This window comes from Sphingobium sp. Leaf26 (genome assembly GCF_001421665.1).
Lineage (GTDB): Bacteria > Pseudomonadota > Alphaproteobacteria > Sphingomonadales > Sphingomonadaceae > Sphingobium.
In genome coordinates this window covers 42,105-58,464 of record NZ_LMKV01000003.1, presented here as the reverse complement: position 1 = coordinate 58,464, position 16,360 = coordinate 42,105, and the positions used below count along the sequence as shown (strand labels likewise).

Genomic DNA, 16,360 nt, shown 5'->3' with positions numbered 1-16,360 from the left:
GGGTGCATGTTCCGGCTCCGCCATGTCGTAATGCTGCCAGTCAAACGGCTATCAAGCCCATCGTAGAACCCGCAAAGGACGCTCCGCCGATGCCCAATTTCCGGCCCAAATATATCAGCTTCGACTGCTATGGCACGCTGACCCGTTTCCGCATGACCGAAATGGCGACCGCCTTCATGGCCGACCGGATCGCGGCGGAAAATCTGCCCGCCTTCTGCAAGGACTGGGGCGCCTATCGTTTCGACCAGGTGATGGGCGACTGGGAACCCTATCAGGAAATCATCCGCAACTCGCTGCGCCGCACCTGCCAGAAATGGGGCGTTGCCTATAAGGAAGCGGATGCCGACGCGGTCTATGCCGCCGTGCCGACCTGGGGGCCGCATGACGATGTCGCAGCCGGCCTGTCCAAGATCGGCGACAAGATCCCGCTCGTCATCCTGTCCAACGCGATGAACGACCAGATCCATCATAATGTCGGCATGCTGGGCGCGCCGTTCCACGCGGTCTACACCGCGCAGATGGCACAGGCTTACAAGCCGCGCATGCAGGCATTCGAATATATGTTCGACCAGCTTGGCGCGAAGCCCGAAGAGATGATGCACGTTTCGTCCAGTTTCCGGTATGACCAGAATACGGCGACCGACCTGCATTTCGGTTGCCGCGTGTTCGTGGGTCGCGGGCATGAGCCGTCCAACCCCTTCTATCGCGATGTCGAAATCCCCCATATCGGTTGCCTGCCTGCGGTCGTCGGCCTGTAAGCGGCATGGACGCATCCCCCCTCTCCTACTGGCTGGCCAGTGCCCCGCCCTTCACCGGCGGGGCCAAGGGTGGTGTCGACGGAACGGTTGACGTCGCCATCATCGGCGGCGGCTTTACCGGCCTGTCGGCGGCGCTGGCGCTGGCCAGGCGCGGCGCGCGCGTCGTGCTGCTGGAGAAGGGGCGCGTCGTAGGCGAGGCTTCGGGTCGCAACGGAGGCCAGTGCAATAACGGCACGGCCCATGATTATGGCGCCCTTTCCGCCCGGTTCGGCAAGGATATCGCCAAGGCCTATTATCGCGCGCATTGCGACGCCGTCGATATGGTGGAGCGGCTGGCGCGCGAAGAGGGCATTGATTGCAGCTTCAACCGCTGCGGCCGGATGAAGCTGGCGGCCAAGCCTGCCCATTATGACAAGCTGGTGCGCGCGCATGATTTGCTGGCGGCGGAGGTGGACGAGAATGTCCGCCTCGTGCCGCCGGAGCGCATAAGGGAGGAAGTGGGATCGGACGCCTTCCACGGCGCCCTCGTCCAGACGACCAGCGCGCAGGTCCATCCCGGCCGGTTCGGCGTGGGCTTGGCCGAAGCCGCAGTACGGGCCGGTGCGCAGGTCTATGAAAATGCCGACGTCACCGATTTCCAGCGGGTGCCGCAGGGATGGCGCGTGACCTCCTCACGCGGGACGGTGACGGCAAAGCAGTTGCTGGTCGCGACCGGCGGCGCGCCCTCGACCGGCCCGTTCGGCTTCTTCCGCCGCCGGATCGTGTCGGTCGGCAGCTTCATCATCGCGACCGAGCCGCTGGACGACGCCTTGGTCGATCGTCTGCTGCCGGGACGGCGCAATTATGTGACCAGCAAGAATATCGGCAATTATTTCCGGCTGGCCCCCGACAACCGGCTGATCTTCGGCGGCCGCGCCCGCTTCGCCATCAGCGACCCGCGTTCGGACATGAAGAGCGGCCATATCCTGGTGCAGACCATGGGCGAGATTTTCCCGGCCTTGAAAGGCGTGGGCATCGACTATGTGTGGGGCGGGATGGTGGACCTGACCGCCGACCGCCTGCCGCGCGCGGGCGAACAGGACGGGCTTTATTATTCGATGGGCTATAGCGGCCATGGCGTGCAGATGGCCACCTATATGGGCCAACAGATGGCGCGGGTGATGAGCGGCGAACCGGCCGCCAACCCCTGGGATAGCCTCGACTGGCCCAGCGTGCCCGGCCATTTCGGCAAGCCCTGGTTCCTGCCGCTGGTGGGCCTGTGGTACAAATGGCAGGATGTGATCCATTGATGGACGATATGCCGCCCTTTTCCCGGCGTGATCTCATTGGTGCGGGGCTTGGCCTTGGCGCCGGGCTGATCCTGCCCGACGGTGCGCTGGCGGCGAGCAGGCCGCGCAAGGGCGGCCGCATCCGCGTCGCCAGCCTGTCCAGCTCGACCGCCGACACGCTCGATCCCGCCAAGGGCGCGCTGTCGACCGACTATGTGCGCCATTATATGTTCTACAGCGGCCTCACTGAAATGGACCGCCATCTGGTCCCCCGCCCGGCGCTGGCGGAACGGATCGAGAGCAGCGACCAGAAGGTCTGGCATGTCCGCCTGCGCAAGGGCGTGACGTTCCATGATGGTGCAACGCTGACGGCACAGGACGTCGTCTGGTCGCTGCTGCGCCATAAAGACCCGGCGACGGGATCGAAGATGGCGCCGATCGCGGAGCAATTCGCACAGGTGAAGGCAGTGGGCAGCCGCGATGTCGTCATCACCCTGATCGGTCCCAATGCCGACCTGCCCGCCATATTGGCCCAGTCCCATTTCCTGATCCTGCGCGCGGGCACGAAGGATTTTCGGACCGCCAACGGCACCGGTCCCTACAAGTGCGCGCAGTTCAGCCCCGGCGTGCGGACGCTGGCGCGGCGGAACCCCAATTTCTGGAAAGCGGGCAAACCCTATCTGGACGAGATCGAGCTGATCGGGATCCCCGACGAGGTCAGTCGCGTCAATGCGCTGCTGTCGGGCGACGTCCATCTGGTGATCGCGGTCAATCCGCGGTCCACCAGGCGCATCATGGCCTCGCGCGGCCATGCCCTGCTGGAAACCCAGTCGGGCCTCTACACCAACCTCATCATGCAGCAGCGCCAGTTGCCGACCGGCAATCCGCATTTCGTCGCCGCGATGAAATATCTGATCGACCGGCCGCTCATCAAGCGCGCGCTCTATCGCGGCTATGCCACGATCGCCAACGATCATCCGATCCCGCCCTTCCACCCCTATTATCGCGCCGACCTGCCGCAGCGGTCGCTCGATCTCGACAAGGCGAAATGGCATTTGCAGCGCGCGGGCCTGACCGGTGTGCGCCTGCCCGTCTATGCCTCGCCCGCCGCCGACGGATCGGTCGACATGGCGTCGATATTGCAGGAATATGGATCGCGCGTGGGGCTGAAGCTGGCGGTCAACCGGGTGCCGGCAGACGGTTACTGGTCGACCCACTGGATGAAGCACCCGCTGGGTTTCGGCAACACCAACCCGCGCCCGACCGCAGACCTGCTGTTCAGCCTCTTCTACAAATCCGATGCTGCCTGGAACGAGAGCGGGTGGAAAAATCCGCGTTTCGACAGACTGTTGCTGGAGGCGCGGGGCGAGGCCGATCAGGCGCGGCGCAAGCAGCTTTACGGCGAGATGCAGGGACTGGTCCGCGACCATTGCGGCGTCGGCATCCCGGTCTTCATCAGCCTGATCGATGGGTATGACCGGCGGTTGAAGGGCCTCTATCCGATGTCCACGGGCGGCCTGATGGGCTATCAATTTTCCGAACATGTCTGGTGGGAAGGCTGATGGCGGGTGGCTCCTCCCAAAGCGGCATGAAGGCTGCGCTGGTCCTGACGGGCAAGCGCTTCGCATCCTCGCTGCTCACCCTGTTGCTGGTGTCGGTGACGATCTTCGTCATCGCGCAACTCCTGCCCGGCGACGCAGCGCAGGAAGCGCTGGGCCAGAGCGCCACGCCGCAGCAGATCGCGGCATTGCGCCATGACATGGGCCTCGATCGCCCCGCCTATGTCCGCTACGCCAGTTGGCTGACCGGCATGGTGAGCGGCGATCCAGGCCAGTCGCTGGTCGCCAATATGCCCGTGTCGGAAGTGATTGCCGAACGCCTGCCCAACAGCCTGTTGCTGGCTGCGCTCACGGCTCTGGTGGCGGTGCCGGTGGCGCTGGCGATCGGCATCGGGTCCGCGATGAACCGGGGCGGACGACTGGATCGCGCGCTCAATGTCGTGACCCTCTCGATGGTGGCGGTGCCCGAATTTCTGGTCGCGACCATCGCCGTGCTGATCTTCTCGGTGAAGCTGCGCTGGCTGCCCTCCATCGCGCTGGCGTCGGAGGAAATGACATGGGGCGATTATCTGCGCGGCGTCGCCATGCCGATCCTGACGCTCAGCGTCATCGTCATCGCCCAGATGGCGCGCATGACCCGCGCGGCGGTGATCGACCAGATGGACCGCCCCTATGTCGAAATGGCGGTGTTGAAGGGCGTCGCGCCGGTGCAGGTCGTGCTCAAACACATCATGCCCAACGCCATCGCGCCGATCGTCAACGCCATGGCGCTCAGCCTCTCCTACCTGCTGGGCGGCGCAGTGATCGTGGAAACGATCTTCAACTATCCCGGCCTCGCCAGCCTGATGGTCAACGCCGTCACCAGCCGCGACATGCCGTTGCTTCAGGCCTGCGCGATGATCTTCTGCGCGGCCTATCTCCTCCTGATGCTGATTGCGGATGTGACCGCGATCCTCGCCAACCCCAGGCTGCGCGCGCAATGATCGCTTCTTCTCTCTCCCGCGCCAGAACATTGCCCCTGTCGGGCCAGGTCGGGCTGGCGCTGGTCCTCTTCTGGCTGGCTGTGGCGCTGTTCGGGCCGATGCTGGCGCCCTATCCGGTCGGCGCCTTCGTCGCCTATGATGTGTTCGACGGGCAGTCCGCCGCGCACTGGCTGGGCAGCGATTATCTGGGCCGCGATGTGCTGAGCCGCCTGCTATCGGGCGCGCGCTATACGGTGGGGCTGGCCGCCGCCGCCGCGATGCTGGCGAGCGCGACCGGCACCGCGCTGGCGCTGACCGCCGCCGTGGGTGGCGCGAAGGTCGATGAACCCTTGTCGCGCTTCATGGACATGCTGATTTCCATCCCGTCCAAGATTTTCTCGCTGGTGCTGGTCGCCGCCTTCGGCTCCTCGCTGCCGCTGTTGCTGCTGATCGCGGCCATCACGTACGTCCCCGGCAATTATCGCATCGCCCGCGCGCTTGCAGTGAATCTGGCCCAGATGGATTATGTGCAGGTCGCCCGCGCCCGCGGCGAGGGCCGCTTCCATATCGCCATCGCCGAAGTCCTGCCCAACATGATCCACCCGTTGCTCGCCGATTTCGGCCTGCGCTTCGTGTTCATCGTGCTGCTGTTGTCGGGCTTGTCCTTCCTAGGCCTTGGCGTACAGCCGCCCGACGCGGACCTGGGATCGCTGGTGCGCGAGAATATTTCGGGGCTGGGCGAAGGCGCGCTGGCGATATTGGCGCCGGCCGTCGCCATCGCCACGCTGACCGTGGGCGTCAACCTGCTGATCGACGCGCTTCCGGGACGGGGGAAAGGCCGATGACCGATAGACCCCATGTCGAGGTGAACGGCCTGCTGGTCACCGCGCGAAACGCGAAGGGCGAAACCTTCCCGATCGTCAGCGGCATCGACTTCGCGCTGAAACGCGGCGAGGTGCTGGCCCTGATCGGCGAAAGCGGATCGGGCAAGACGACGATCGCGCTGACGCTGCTCGGTCATGCCCGGCCCGGCGCGACGATCGCGGGCGGTTCGATTCGCGTCGGCGATGCGGAGATCACGGCGCTGGACCGGACGGCATTGGCGCACCTGCGCGGCAACCGCATCGCCTATATCGCACAAAGCGCGGCGTCCGCCTTCAACCCGTCGCGCACGATCATGGATCAGGTGATCGAACCGGCGATGATCCATGGCCTGATGCCCCGTGCGCAGGCCGAAGCGAAGGCGGTCGACCTGTTCCGCGCGCTGGCCCTGCCCTTTCCCGATACGATCGGATCACGCTACCCGCACCAGCTATCGGGCGGGCAGTTGCAGCGGCTGATGGCGGCGATGGCGCTCATCACCGATCCCGAACTGGTCATCCTGGACGAACCGACCACCGCGCTGGACGTCACCACCCAGATCGAAGTGCTGCGCGCGTTCAAGGCGGTGGTGCTGGAACGCGGGGCGACCGCCATCTATGTCTCGCATGATCTGGCCGTGGTGGCGCAGATGGCGGACCAGATCGTCGTCCTCCATCAGGGACGGATGCGCGAAGCGGGCGCGGCCGCGCAAATCCTGCATCGTCCGGCCGACGATTATACGAAGACGCTGATGGCCGCCGCGCGCCCGGCGATCCGCCCCACACCGACCAAGGCCGAACTGCCCGCCGCGCCGCTGCTGGAAATCCGGGGGATGACGGCGGGCTATGGCAAGATCGGCAAGGATGGCCGGCCGCGCATACCGGTGCTGCGCGACATCAACCTGACGATCGAGCGCGGCGCGACTTTGGGCGTGATCGGCGAGTCCGGCTCGGGCAAGTCCACCATCGCCCGCGTGATCGCCGGGCTGCTGCCGCCGGCCAGCGGACAGGTGCTGCTGGACGGCGAACCGCTTCCTCCCGGATTGCAGGGGCGCAGCCGCGAGCAGTTCCGCCGCATCCAGCTCGTGTTCCAGAACGCCGACACCGCGCTCAATCCCGCCCATAGCGTGGGGCAGATATTGCAGCGCCCGCTGGCCTTCTATCATGGGCTGAAGGGCAATGCGGTGCGGATGCGGGTGGCGGAACTGCTCGACCTTATCCGCCTGCCCGCCGCGCTGGCGGACCGGCCGATCGGCGGGCTTTCGGGCGGGCAGAAGCAGCGCATCAACCTGGCCCGCGCGCTGGCGGCCGACCCGCAGCTGATATTGTGCGACGAGGTGACGTCTGCGCTCGATACGGTAGTGGGCGCGGCGATCCTGGACCTGATGGCCGATCTGCGCCGCGACCTGGGCATCGCGACCATGTTCATCAGCCATGATATTTCCACGGTACGCGCCATTTGCGACGACATATTGGTGCTCTATGCCGGCACCATGGTCGAAACCGGGCCGCGCTCCGCATTCCAGACGGCCCCCTTCCATCCCTATACCGACCTGCTGATCGGATCGGTGCCGGAAATGCGCGCGGGGTGGCTGGAGGAAAGCCATGCCGGTGCCCCGCCCCCGTCGATCGGCGCGACCGGCGATCATGCCGATCTGTGCCGGTTCCTGCCGCGCTGCGCCGCGCGGGTGGACGGCCTGTGCAACGTCACCCCGCCGCCTCGGCATCCGCTGAAAAAGGGCAGCCGCATATTATGTCATCATGGAGATGAAAGATTGATCGCGTCATGAGCCGGTTCGTTCGCCTGGGCGAAACCGATCGCCCGTCCGTCGCCCTGCATGTCGATGGTGCGCCCATACAGGCGCTGGAAGGCGACACGCTGATGGTCGCGCTGCTGAGCGCGGGCGACCGCCTGCGCCAGAGCGAGTTCGGACCGGAAAAGCGCGCCGGATTCTGCCTGATGGGCGCGTGCCAGGATTGCTGGGTGTGGACGGAAAGCGGCGATCGGCTGCGCGCCTGTTCCACGCTGGTGGCACCGGGCCAGCGCATCCTGACCAGCCAGCCGGAGGCATCATGGCCGAGCCACGTATAATTATCGTCGGCGCAGGGCCATCGGGCACGCGCGCGGCGCAGGCCTGCGTCGCGGCCGGCATCCGCCCCATCGTCATCGACGAAGGGCGGCGCGACGGCGGACAGATCTATCGCCGCCAGCCGGACAATTTCACCCGTCCCTATGCAAAGCTGTACGGCACGGAAGCCGGGCGGGCGCAGGCGCTGCACGAAACGTTCGACGCGCTGAAGGGCGCGATCGACTATCGACCCGAAACTCTCGTCTGGAACATCGCCGCCGGGCAGGTGTGGACCGCGAGCGGCACGGCGCAGGAGGCGATCCCGTTCGACGCGCTGCTGCTGTGCACCGGGGCGACCGATCGGCTGATGCCGGTCAAGGGCTGGAACTACGCCGGCACCTACAGCCTGGGCGGATCGCAAGTAGCGTTGAAGAGCCAGGCCGTGTCGATCGGGCACAAGGTCGTGTTCATGGGGTCGGGACCGCTGCTCTATCTGGTCGCCAGCCAATATGTGGAGGCCGGTGCGGATGTCGCGGCGGTGCTGGACACCGCGCCTTTCTCCGCACGGCTGAAGGCGCTGCCGGACCTGCTGGCGATGCCGTCCGTGTTGTGGAACGGCGTGGCGCTGACCCAGACGCTCAAGCGCGCGGGCGTCACCGTGCAGCATGGCGTGACCCCGGTTGAGATCATCGGCGACGTGGAAAGCGGCGTCGGCGGCGTGCGGTTCCGCACCGCCTCCGGGCGGGAAGATACGATCGCCTGCGACGCGGTGGCGATGGGCCATCATCTGCGGCCCGAAACACAGTTGGCCGATCTCGCCCGCTGCGCCTTCGCCTTCGATCCCCTCACCCGGCAATGGTTGCCGGAGCGCGATGGTGACGGACGGGCGAGCGTGGCGGGCGTCTATCTGGCCGGCGACGGTGCGAAGATATTGGGCGCACGGTCGGCAGAGGCGAGCGGGCGACTGGCGGCGCTGGCCGCGCTGGCGGACCTTGGCCTGCCGGTCGACAAGGGCGAGACGGCCAGCCTGCGCGGCGATGTCGCCAATTATGCGAAGTTCGCGCGCGGGCTTGCGCAGGCCTTCCCATGGCCTGCGCAGCAGGCGGCCGCCCTGCCCGACGACGCGATCCTGTGCCGCTGCGAAGGCGTGACGGCGGGAAACCTGCGCGCGGTGATGCGGGAAACCGGCGCGAAGGAAGCGAACCGGGCCAAGGCGTTCAGCCGTGTCGGCATGGGCCGGTGCCAGGGGCGCTATTGTGGTCTTGCCGCCGCCGAACTGATCGCTGCCGAAGCCGACATGCCAGTCGAACAGGTCGGCCGCCTGCGCGGACAGGCCCCGGTCAAGCCGCTGACCATCTCGATTGGAGACGAATGATGAGCGGGGCGAGCGACGTCATCATCGTGGGCGGTGGGCTGATGGGATCGTCCGCCGCACTCTTTCTGCGTGGACATGGCCTGTCCGTCACCTTGCTGGAAACCGACCTGATCGGGCGGCAGGCCAGCGGCACCAATTTCGGCAATGTCCGGCGGCAGGGACGCGGCATCCACCAGTTGCCGCTTGCCAACCGCGCCATCGCCATCTGGCGCAAGTCGCGGGAACTGCTGGGCGCGGATGTGGAATATCTCCAGTCCGGCCATATCCGCGTCTGCTATCGCGAGCGGCCTGAACTGGTCGGCGCGATGGAGGATTATGCCGGCAAGGCGCGGCTGGAGGGCCTCGACCTCGAATTGCTGAGCGGCAATGCGCTGCGCGACAAATTCCCCTTCTTCGGTCCCGATGTGCTGGCCGGTTCCTATTCGCCGACCGACGGCCATGCCAATCCGCGCCTTGCCGCCCCGGCCTTCGCCCGCGCGGCGCAGAGGCTGGGCGCGATCGTGCATGAAAATACGAAGATCATCGACGCACAGAAAGTGGGCGAGGATTTCATCGTCACGGCGGCCGACGGGCGGACCTTCCGCGCGCCGATCCTGCTGGTGACGGCCGGCGCCTGGGGCAATGCCCTGTCGTCGCAATTCGACGAGCCGGTGCCGATCGTACCGCGCGGCCCGAATATGAGCGTCACCGAACCAGTGCCCTATGCGATCCTGCCTGCGGTCGGGGTGATGACCCCGGTGGAGGAGGAGACGGTCTATTTCCGGCAGGTGGCGCGCGGCAATATCGTGCTGGGCGGCAGCACGCGCGGCCCCTCCTTCCCCGACCAGTATCGCGCCTATGTCGAGCCGCAAAATACGCTGAGCCAGTTGAAGCAGATCCGCCGGCTGGCCCCGCAACTGGGCAAGCTCAACATCATCCGCGTCTGGTCCGGGATCGAGGGCTATCTGCCCGACAGCCAGCCGGTGATGGGGCCAAGCGCGACGACCAGCGGGCTTTATTATGCCTTCGGCTTTTCCGGCTCCGGCTTCCAGATCGGGCCGGGCGTGGGCGAAACGATGGCGGAGATCATCGCCAGGGGCGCGACCGACATTCCGATGGCGCCATACGACATCGCCCGCTTCGCGCAGTAACCACCAACCATTCCTCTACCGTTCGGGTATCTTTCCTCTCCCCCACAAAAAATGACGCCGGCTGCCTGATCAGGCAACCGGCGTCAGGTCGGCGTGCTTCGGGAAAGGGAGGGTTAGAAGCTGTAACGTACGCCGAAATTGAACTGGCGACCGCTGTGGGTCAGCACGTTGAGGCGGTTCGTCTCGTCCACGAACTGGTCGTTCTTCGTGTCGGTCAGGTTGATCGCCTCGATGCTGATCTTCATCTTTTCGGTCAGATTATAGCTGGCCTGCGCGTCGACATTGAACGTGCTGTTGGTGCCGTTATAGGCATTGCCTTCCGTCCCCGGCACCGCAGTCAGATATTTGGAGCGATAGGCCACCGACCCGCGGATCTGGAACTTCTTGTCCTCATAATAGAGGGTGGCGTTGGCCGCCTGCTTGGACAGGCCGACCAGCGGCGCCGTCACCGATGTCGCCCCGCTGGCGGAGGTCAGATATTCGATGTTCGACGTCACATAGGTATAGTTGGCCATCACCCCGAAATTGGCGAACACGCCGGGCAGGAAGCTGAAGGGCTGCTGCACATTGACTTCAAAGCCCTTGAGGATGCCGCCGTCCGAATTGACCGGCTGGCTGACGATGAAGATGTCGCTGGGCGACGCCGTCGTGCCGTCCAGCAGCGCATCCGGCAGGCCAAGGCTGCTATAGGGCACACCGACGCTGAGCGTCTGGGCGAAGCTGCCGATATCCTTGCGGAAGCCGGAAATGGCGTAGATCGCGCCCGGCATCGGATACCATTCGACTGATACGTCCAGATTCTTCGACGATGTCGGCTTCAGGTCGGGATTGCCCGAACTATAGCTACGATTGCCACCCGACACGTTCAGGTTGCCGCCCGGCGTCAGCGACGCGATACCGGCGCGCGCCAGCGTCTTGGCGGCGGCGAAGCGGACCTGCAGATTATCGGTGATGTTGCCGACCAGGTTGAGCGAGGGCAGCCAGCGCTTGTAACTGCGATCGGCGGCGACGAGGTTGATCGCCGTCCCCTGGCTGGCATAGCCGGTGGAGAACTGGTCGGTCTTCACATAGCGCAGGCCGATGTCGCCACGGATCGGCACGCCCGCAATATCCTGCAAGTTGAACTGGGTCATGCCCCAGACGCCGACATCCTCCTCCTTCACGTTGATATAGGAGCCGCGCGCGGTGGCATTTTCGATCCCGCCGGTGGCATAGCGTGGGTCGACATTGATGCCGCCCTGGCTGATGAAGGCGTCGAGGTCCGGCACGATCCAGGCGGTAGGCGTCCCGGCGGGCACGTTCAGCCCCTTGCCGAAGCCCGAAAAGAGCGTGGTCATGCCGGCCAGTTGCGCTGGCGTCAGCGGCGCGACCACGGTTTCGCCCGACAGGCGGCGGCGCTCGGTCGATCCATATTCGAACTTGCGCCAGTCCAGCCCCGCCTTGAAGGTGATGCCGTCGACCGCTTCCCATTCCACATGGCCCTTGGCCGTGGTGAAGGCGTTGCTGACGCTCTGGGGCCGGATGCGCACTTCCGACGTGCCGTTGATGAAGCTCCAGGTCGCCGGATCGGCGACGTCCACGCCCGGCTGGATATTGGGGAAGCGGGTCGAGAAATCATATTGGAAATTGCCGGTGTTGATCGCGTCGATCGTCACCGTGGTCTGGATCGGATTGGAAAATTCCGAACTGGCATATCCGCCCATGGCAAAGAATTTCAGCCGGTCGGTAAACTGGTGATCGACCGATCCGGTGAATTGGTAGAATTCCGTCTTGAGCACATCGTAGCGCGACTGGGAGCGCAGATCGACATTGTCGAACGTGCCGCTGACGATATTGTTGTTGCCGTCCACCACGCCGTCGCGGATGATCGTCTGCGGCTTGCCGCTGCCCGACCGGCTGAAGCTGATCGCCTGCAACTGCGCTTCCTTGCGCGTGCCGTCCAGCCGCGAATAGAGGCCGTCGATGGAAATCAGCGTGCGATCGGTCGGCTTGAACTGGACCGATCCCGCCGCGCCAAGGCGCTTCTGCGAGATATCATAGCTGACCAGCCCCGGAATGCGCGGGTGGTACAGCGCCGTCTCGCTATTGGTGTCGTTGATCTCGCCGATCGTATAGCCCGGCAGTGTCGATGCGCCGTTGAACCCGCCATTGAAGCCGCCATAGCTCCAGCGGGTGATGTTGGCGCCTTCTTCCTTGATCCGCCGTTCTTCATAGGCGACCGACAGCAGCACGCCGAAGCGGCCATCGTCGGTCTGGGTCGCGACCAGCCCGGACAGGCGCGGCGTCGTCTTCTGGCGCAGGTCGTTATAGCTGGCAGCGGCGGAGAGGACCGCCGTAGGCTTGCGATAGTCGAGCGGGCGCGAGGTCTGGAGATCGACCGTGCCACCCAGCGACCCTTCCTCCACGTCTGCGGTCGCGGTCTTGCGCACCGACAGGTTGCTGAAGAGGTCGGACGAGAAGATGTTGAAGTCGAAGCCGCGCCCCCGGTTCACGCCACCTGAATTGTCGGTGCCGCCGCTGGTGCCGATCGCTTCCATGCCGTTGATGCGGACGCGGGTATATTCGGGGCCAAGGCCACGGACGGAGATATTGCGCCCCTCGCCATTGACGCGGCTGATCGCGACGCCGGGGATGCGCTGCAAGGATTCCGCGAGGTTCAGGTCGGGAAATTCGGCGATATCCTCCGCCTTGATCGCGTCGACCGTGGCGGTTTCGTTGCGCTTGATCGCCAGTGCGTTGTTCAGGCTGGCGCGAAAGCCGGTGACAACGATGTCGGCGACTGGCGCGTCAGCCTGCGGCGCGGCCGGATCGGCCTGCGCCAGTCCATGGGGTGCCAGCGCGATCGTCGCGATCGCAGTCGTCAGGCTCAAAATCGCCTTGCAGCGGTTGGTGGTGCCGTTCATGGCCTTTCTCACTCCCCTCATCCTGTTGTCCGGGCTGTGGCGCCGGATCGGTTCTGTCTGGATACCGTCGGGACCGCGGAAAATGCCAACCTCAATCCGGCATGGATCAATGCACAGCTTGCACCGATCGACGATGGACACCGGTTGCATACGCGCAATCCAGCCAAGATATGGCTGGATCATGCCGCTTTTGGACTTGGACGATCGCCCTCCGTCCGGCTAGCCTGCTGCTCCCCACCCTCCGACCGCCCCGACAGATGGGCGGCACCATCAGGAGAGCAGACTTGTCGCAGGCCGTCCCACCGTCCGTACGCCCGACCCATGTGCGATACAGGATCATCGCGCTGATCTTCCTGATCACCTCGATCAATTATGCAGATCGCGCGACCTTCTCCATCGCGGGCAATGCGGCGAGCGGCGAGCTGGGCCTGTCGCCGGTGCAGACCGGCTTCATCCTCTCCGCCTTCGCCTGGGCCTATGTGCTGGCGCAGATACCGGGCGGCGCGTTGCTCGACCGGTTCGGGACGAAGAAAATCTATGCCGGCGCGATCGCCATCTGGTCGCTCTTCACCGCCGTACAGGGGACGGTGGGCCTGATCGCCGGCCTGCCGGTGGTGGCCAGCCTGTTCGCGCTGCGCTTTCTGGTCGGCGCGGCCGAAGCCCCCTCCTTCCCCGGCAATGCCCGGCTGGTCGCCGCCTGGTTCCCCGGCGCGGAACGCGGCACGGCGTCGGCCATCTTCAACAGCGCGCAATATTTCTCGCTGGTCGCCTTCGCCCCGCTGATGGGCTGGCTGGTGCATGATTTCGGCTGGCGCTCGGTTTTCTGGGTCATGGGCGCGCTGGGGCTGGTGGCGGCCGCCCTGTTCCTGCGCTTCATCCACAGCCCGGCCCGCCACCCCACCATCAACGAAGCTGAACTGGCGCATATCGAAGCAGGCGGCGGCCTCATCCATATGGAGGATGCCGGCCCCGCCACCGCCCGCGCGCCGACCTTCACATGGAATAATGTGCGGCAATTGCTGGCCAACCGGATGATGCTGGGCATCTATCTCGGCCAATATTGCATCAATGTGCTGACCTATTTCTTCGTCACCTGGTTCCCCATCTATCTGGTCAAGGAACGCGGCCTGAACATCATGGAGGCGGGCTTCGCCGCCGCCGCGCCGGCCCTGTGCGGCTTTGTCGGCGGCCTCGTCGGCGGCTTCGCGTCGGACCTGATCCTGCGGCGTACAGGGTCTGTCGATCTGGCCAGAAAGGCGCCGCTGGTCGTCGGCATGCTGCTGGCGACCTTCATCATCGCCTGCGTCTGGGTCGATGCGGAGTGGTTGGTTGTGACGCTGATGGCGGTCGCCTTCTTCGGCAAGGGGATCGCCTCGCTCGGCTGGGCGGTGATGGCCGATGTCGCGCCCAAGCAACTGGCCGGCCTGTCGGGCGGCGTGTTCAACATGTTCGGCAATATGGCCGGCATCGTGACCCCCATTGTCGTGGGCTATATCGTCGCGGCGACCGGCTCCTTCGATCTGGCGCTGGTCTTCGTGGGCGCCCATTGCCTGCTCACCATCTTTGCCTTCACGGTGATCGTGGGGCCGATCCGCCGGCTGGAGCTGGCCTGATGCGGGTGGATCGACGCCATTTTCTGGGCGCTGCGGCCGCCCTCGCCCTCCCTACACGGGCAAAGGCCGCAAAGGCCAGCCTGTCGCTGGACAAGCCGATGCCCGCGCCCGACTGGGCCAGGATGCAGCGTCAGTTGCTGGACGCCAACGCGGTGGCCTGCGAGGCTTTCTATGCCGCTTATGTCGACCGGCGCGATCATCTCAAAGTGTTCGAGCGCTGGGGCGCCAATGACGGGCCGGATGACGCCGCCGAAGCGACCAACGACTGGTATCTGCTCCATGCGCTGGGCGGCAACGACCGGATCAGGACGCTGGCCGGCCGCTTCTGGGAAGGGCATCTGCGCCAGTTCACCGCCGCCCGCACGACCGACGTGCCGATCGCGCGTGCCGGCATGTATCATCGCGACTTTCCGGTGCAGATGGACTGGCAGCATAATGCGGAGGGGCTGACCAGCTTCAACCTCATGGGCCTGTCCAGCCCGCGTGATCGCGCGCTGCTGGCGCGCACACGCCGTTATGCCGATTTCTACACCGGCCGCGATCCGACCGCGCCCAATTATGATCCGCAACGGCGCATGATCCGCAGCCTGCTGAATGGCAGCCGTGGTCCGATGCTGCGGCCGGCGACGCCGCTCGACTGGGCTGGCGATCCGTTCGACCCCACCCCCTTCCACATGGAACATGGCGAGACGAGCTATCAACAGACGCTCGACCATTATGCCGAATATGGCGATGTGGTCGGCGACAATCCCCTGAATTTGCAGGCCACCACGCTTGGCCTCAACGCCTATGCGCTGGGCAGCGGGGAACGGTTCCGCACATGGGCGCTCGACTATCTGGCGGCCTGGGCGGAGCGGGCCGCGAAAAATGGCGGCCTGCTGCCCAGCCATGTTCGCCCCGACGGGACGGTCGGCGACGATTGGTGGCGGGGCGTCTATGGCTGGGGCTTTTCCCCCATAGTACCGCAGACAGGCAAGCGCGAAGATCGCAACCGCGTCCCCCGGTCGATCACCGCCTTCATGGGCGCGCTGCTGATGAGCGGGGACATGGCCTATATCGACCTGTGGCGGCGGCAGACGGCCCGGATCAACGACGCCGCGCGCAGCATCGACGGCACACTGTCCGCCCCCACCATGTATGGCGCTCAAGGCTGGTATGGCTGGAAACCCGGTCCCTACCGAACCAACGGCTTTGAAATCTGGTATATGTCGCAGCGCATGGACGATCGCGCCCTGGCAGGCGACGATCCGTGGATCGCCTTTCTGGAGGGGCGCAATGGCGACTATCCGGTCCAGGCGCTGACCGCCGACCTCTCCCGCGTGGCACAGCGGGTGGCGGCACGAGAGAGCGACGACACCACGCCGCAGACGCGACTGGCGGACTGGCCGATCGGCATCAACCCGGCCAGCGTCAAGAGCCTGATCCAGTTAATGACCGGCGGGCTGCATATCGCCCGGCCGCCCTGGTCGAAAACGTCCCCGCCGCAGGGCGGCGTGCCGCTCCATTGCCGGCTGCGCTATTTCGATCCGGTAGCGAAGCGCGCTGGCGTGCCTGCCGATGTCGGGGCGCTGGTCCACCGGCTGGCGGATCGGGAGACGGAGGTGACGCTGGTCAATCTGGGCGATCAGGCGCGCACCGTGACGGTGCAGGGTGGCGCCTATGCCGAACATCGCATCGACAGCGTGATGGTGGATGGCCGTACCATGGCGGCAGGCGGGCGCGATGTCACGCTGCGGCTGGAACCGGGCTGCGGCGCGCGGATGATCCTGACGATGACCCGCTATGCCAACCGGCCGACCCTGGCCTTCCCCTGGGACCGATAGGCCCCTGCCCTGCCCCGGTTCCACGACCGGGGCAACGGGG

Annotated in this window: 12 protein-coding genes; 11 read left to right on the top strand and 1 reads right to left on the bottom strand. The window is 65.5% G+C overall.

The window, feature by feature from the left end; genetic code table 11:
• Positions 1–89: 89 nt before the first annotated feature.
• The 9 genes from ASE85_RS05715 to ASE85_RS05675 are packed head-to-tail and all read left to right on the top strand — an operon-like array spanning position 90 to position 9,981.
• Positions 90–758 (top strand): haloacid dehalogenase type II, encoded by a 669-nt coding sequence (locus ASE85_RS05715; protein ID WP_056684994.1) that lies wholly within the window; start codon positions 90–92, stop codon positions 756–758.
• Positions 759–763: 5 nt separating this feature from the next.
• Positions 764–2,047, top strand: a complete 1,284-nt coding sequence (locus ASE85_RS05710) for an NAD(P)/FAD-dependent oxidoreductase (protein WP_056684991.1) — start codon at positions 764–766, stop codon at positions 2,045–2,047.
• Complete coding sequence (locus ASE85_RS05705; protein ID WP_235523271.1) at positions 2,047–3,588, top strand: ABC transporter substrate-binding protein; 1,542 nt, start codon at positions 2,047–2,049, stop codon at positions 3,586–3,588. The genes ASE85_RS05710 and ASE85_RS05705 overlap by 1 nt, the downstream gene beginning before the upstream one ends.
• On the top strand, positions 3,588–4,568 hold the full coding sequence (locus tag ASE85_RS05700) for an ABC transporter permease (RefSeq protein ID WP_200928309.1): 981 nt from the start codon (positions 3,588–3,590) through the stop codon (positions 4,566–4,568). Before ASE85_RS05705 ends, ASE85_RS05700 begins: the two co-directional genes overlap by 1 nt.
• Complete coding sequence (locus ASE85_RS05695; RefSeq protein ID WP_056684985.1) at positions 4,565–5,392, top strand: ABC transporter permease; 828 nt, start codon at positions 4,565–4,567, stop codon at positions 5,390–5,392. Before ASE85_RS05700 ends, ASE85_RS05695 begins: the two co-directional genes overlap by 4 nt.
• Complete coding sequence (locus ASE85_RS05690) at positions 5,389–7,197, top strand: ABC transporter ATP-binding protein (protein ID WP_056684982.1); 1,809 nt, start codon at positions 5,389–5,391, stop codon at positions 7,195–7,197. The genes ASE85_RS05695 and ASE85_RS05690 overlap by 4 nt, the downstream gene beginning before the upstream one ends.
• Positions 7,194–7,499, top strand: a complete 306-nt coding sequence (locus ASE85_RS05685) for a (2Fe-2S)-binding protein (RefSeq protein ID WP_056684979.1) — start codon at positions 7,194–7,196, stop codon at positions 7,497–7,499. Before ASE85_RS05690 ends, ASE85_RS05685 begins: the two co-directional genes overlap by 4 nt.
• Positions 7,481–8,851, top strand: a complete 1,371-nt coding sequence (locus tag ASE85_RS05680) for an FAD/NAD(P)-dependent oxidoreductase (RefSeq protein WP_056684976.1) — start codon at positions 7,481–7,483, stop codon at positions 8,849–8,851. Before ASE85_RS05685 ends, ASE85_RS05680 begins: the two co-directional genes overlap by 19 nt.
• Positions 8,848–9,981, top strand: a complete 1,134-nt coding sequence (locus tag ASE85_RS05675) for an NAD(P)/FAD-dependent oxidoreductase (protein ID WP_056684972.1) — start codon at positions 8,848–8,850, stop codon at positions 9,979–9,981. The genes ASE85_RS05680 and ASE85_RS05675 overlap by 4 nt, the downstream gene beginning before the upstream one ends.
• Before the next feature lie 113 nt (positions 9,982–10,094).
• Here the strand turns inward: ASE85_RS05675 and ASE85_RS05670 are convergent, their stop codons facing one another.
• Entirely contained in the window at positions 10,095–12,884 is a 2,790-nt protein-coding gene (locus ASE85_RS05670; protein WP_056684969.1) for a TonB-dependent receptor, read from the bottom strand.
• Between the two features lie 284 nt (positions 12,885–13,168).
• Between ASE85_RS05670 and ASE85_RS05665 the strand changes: the two genes are divergently transcribed.
• Positions 13,169–14,497: an MFS transporter gene (locus ASE85_RS05665; protein WP_327196608.1), complete on the top strand. Its 1,329-nt coding sequence runs from the start codon at positions 13,169–13,171 to the stop codon at positions 14,495–14,497.
• Entirely contained in the window at positions 14,497–16,320 is a 1,824-nt protein-coding gene (locus ASE85_RS05660; RefSeq protein WP_056684963.1) for a hypothetical protein, read from the top strand. The genes ASE85_RS05665 and ASE85_RS05660 overlap by 1 nt, the downstream gene beginning before the upstream one ends.
• Positions 16,321–16,360: the final 40 nt, after the last annotated feature.

What these genes read in the sequence shown, in the direction of transcription:
- ASE85_RS05700 (WP_200928309.1), top strand. Translation starts at nt 3,588, where the DNA reads ATGGCGGGTGGCTCCTCCCAAAGCGGCATGAAGGCTGCGCTGGTCCTG.
- ASE85_RS05690 (WP_056684982.1), top strand. Translation starts at nt 5,389, where the DNA reads ATGACCGATAGACCCCATGTCGAGGTGAACGGCCTGCTGGTCACCGCG.
- ASE85_RS05670 (WP_056684969.1), bottom strand. Translation starts at nt 12,884, where the DNA reads ATGAACGGCACCACCAACCGCTGCAAGGCGATTTTGAGCCTGACGACT.
- ASE85_RS05710 (WP_056684991.1), top strand. Translation starts at nt 764, where the DNA reads ATGGACGCATCCCCCCTCTCCTACTGGCTGGCCAGTGCCCCGCCCTTC.
- ASE85_RS05705 (WP_235523271.1), top strand. Translation starts at nt 2,047, where the DNA reads ATGGACGATATGCCGCCCTTTTCCCGGCGTGATCTCATTGGTGCGGGG.
- ASE85_RS05685 (WP_056684979.1), top strand. Translation starts at nt 7,194, where the DNA reads ATGAGCCGGTTCGTTCGCCTGGGCGAAACCGATCGCCCGTCCGTCGCC.
- ASE85_RS05660 (WP_056684963.1), top strand. Translation starts at nt 14,497, where the DNA reads ATGCGGGTGGATCGACGCCATTTTCTGGGCGCTGCGGCCGCCCTCGCC.
- ASE85_RS05675 (WP_056684972.1), top strand. Translation starts at nt 8,848, where the DNA reads ATGATGAGCGGGGCGAGCGACGTCATCATCGTGGGCGGTGGGCTGATG.
- ASE85_RS05680 (WP_056684976.1), top strand. Translation starts at nt 7,481, where the DNA reads ATGGCCGAGCCACGTATAATTATCGTCGGCGCAGGGCCATCGGGCACG.
- ASE85_RS05715 (WP_056684994.1), top strand. Translation starts at nt 90, where the DNA reads ATGCCCAATTTCCGGCCCAAATATATCAGCTTCGACTGCTATGGCACG.
- ASE85_RS05695 (WP_056684985.1), top strand. Translation starts at nt 4,565, where the DNA reads ATGATCGCTTCTTCTCTCTCCCGCGCCAGAACATTGCCCCTGTCGGGC.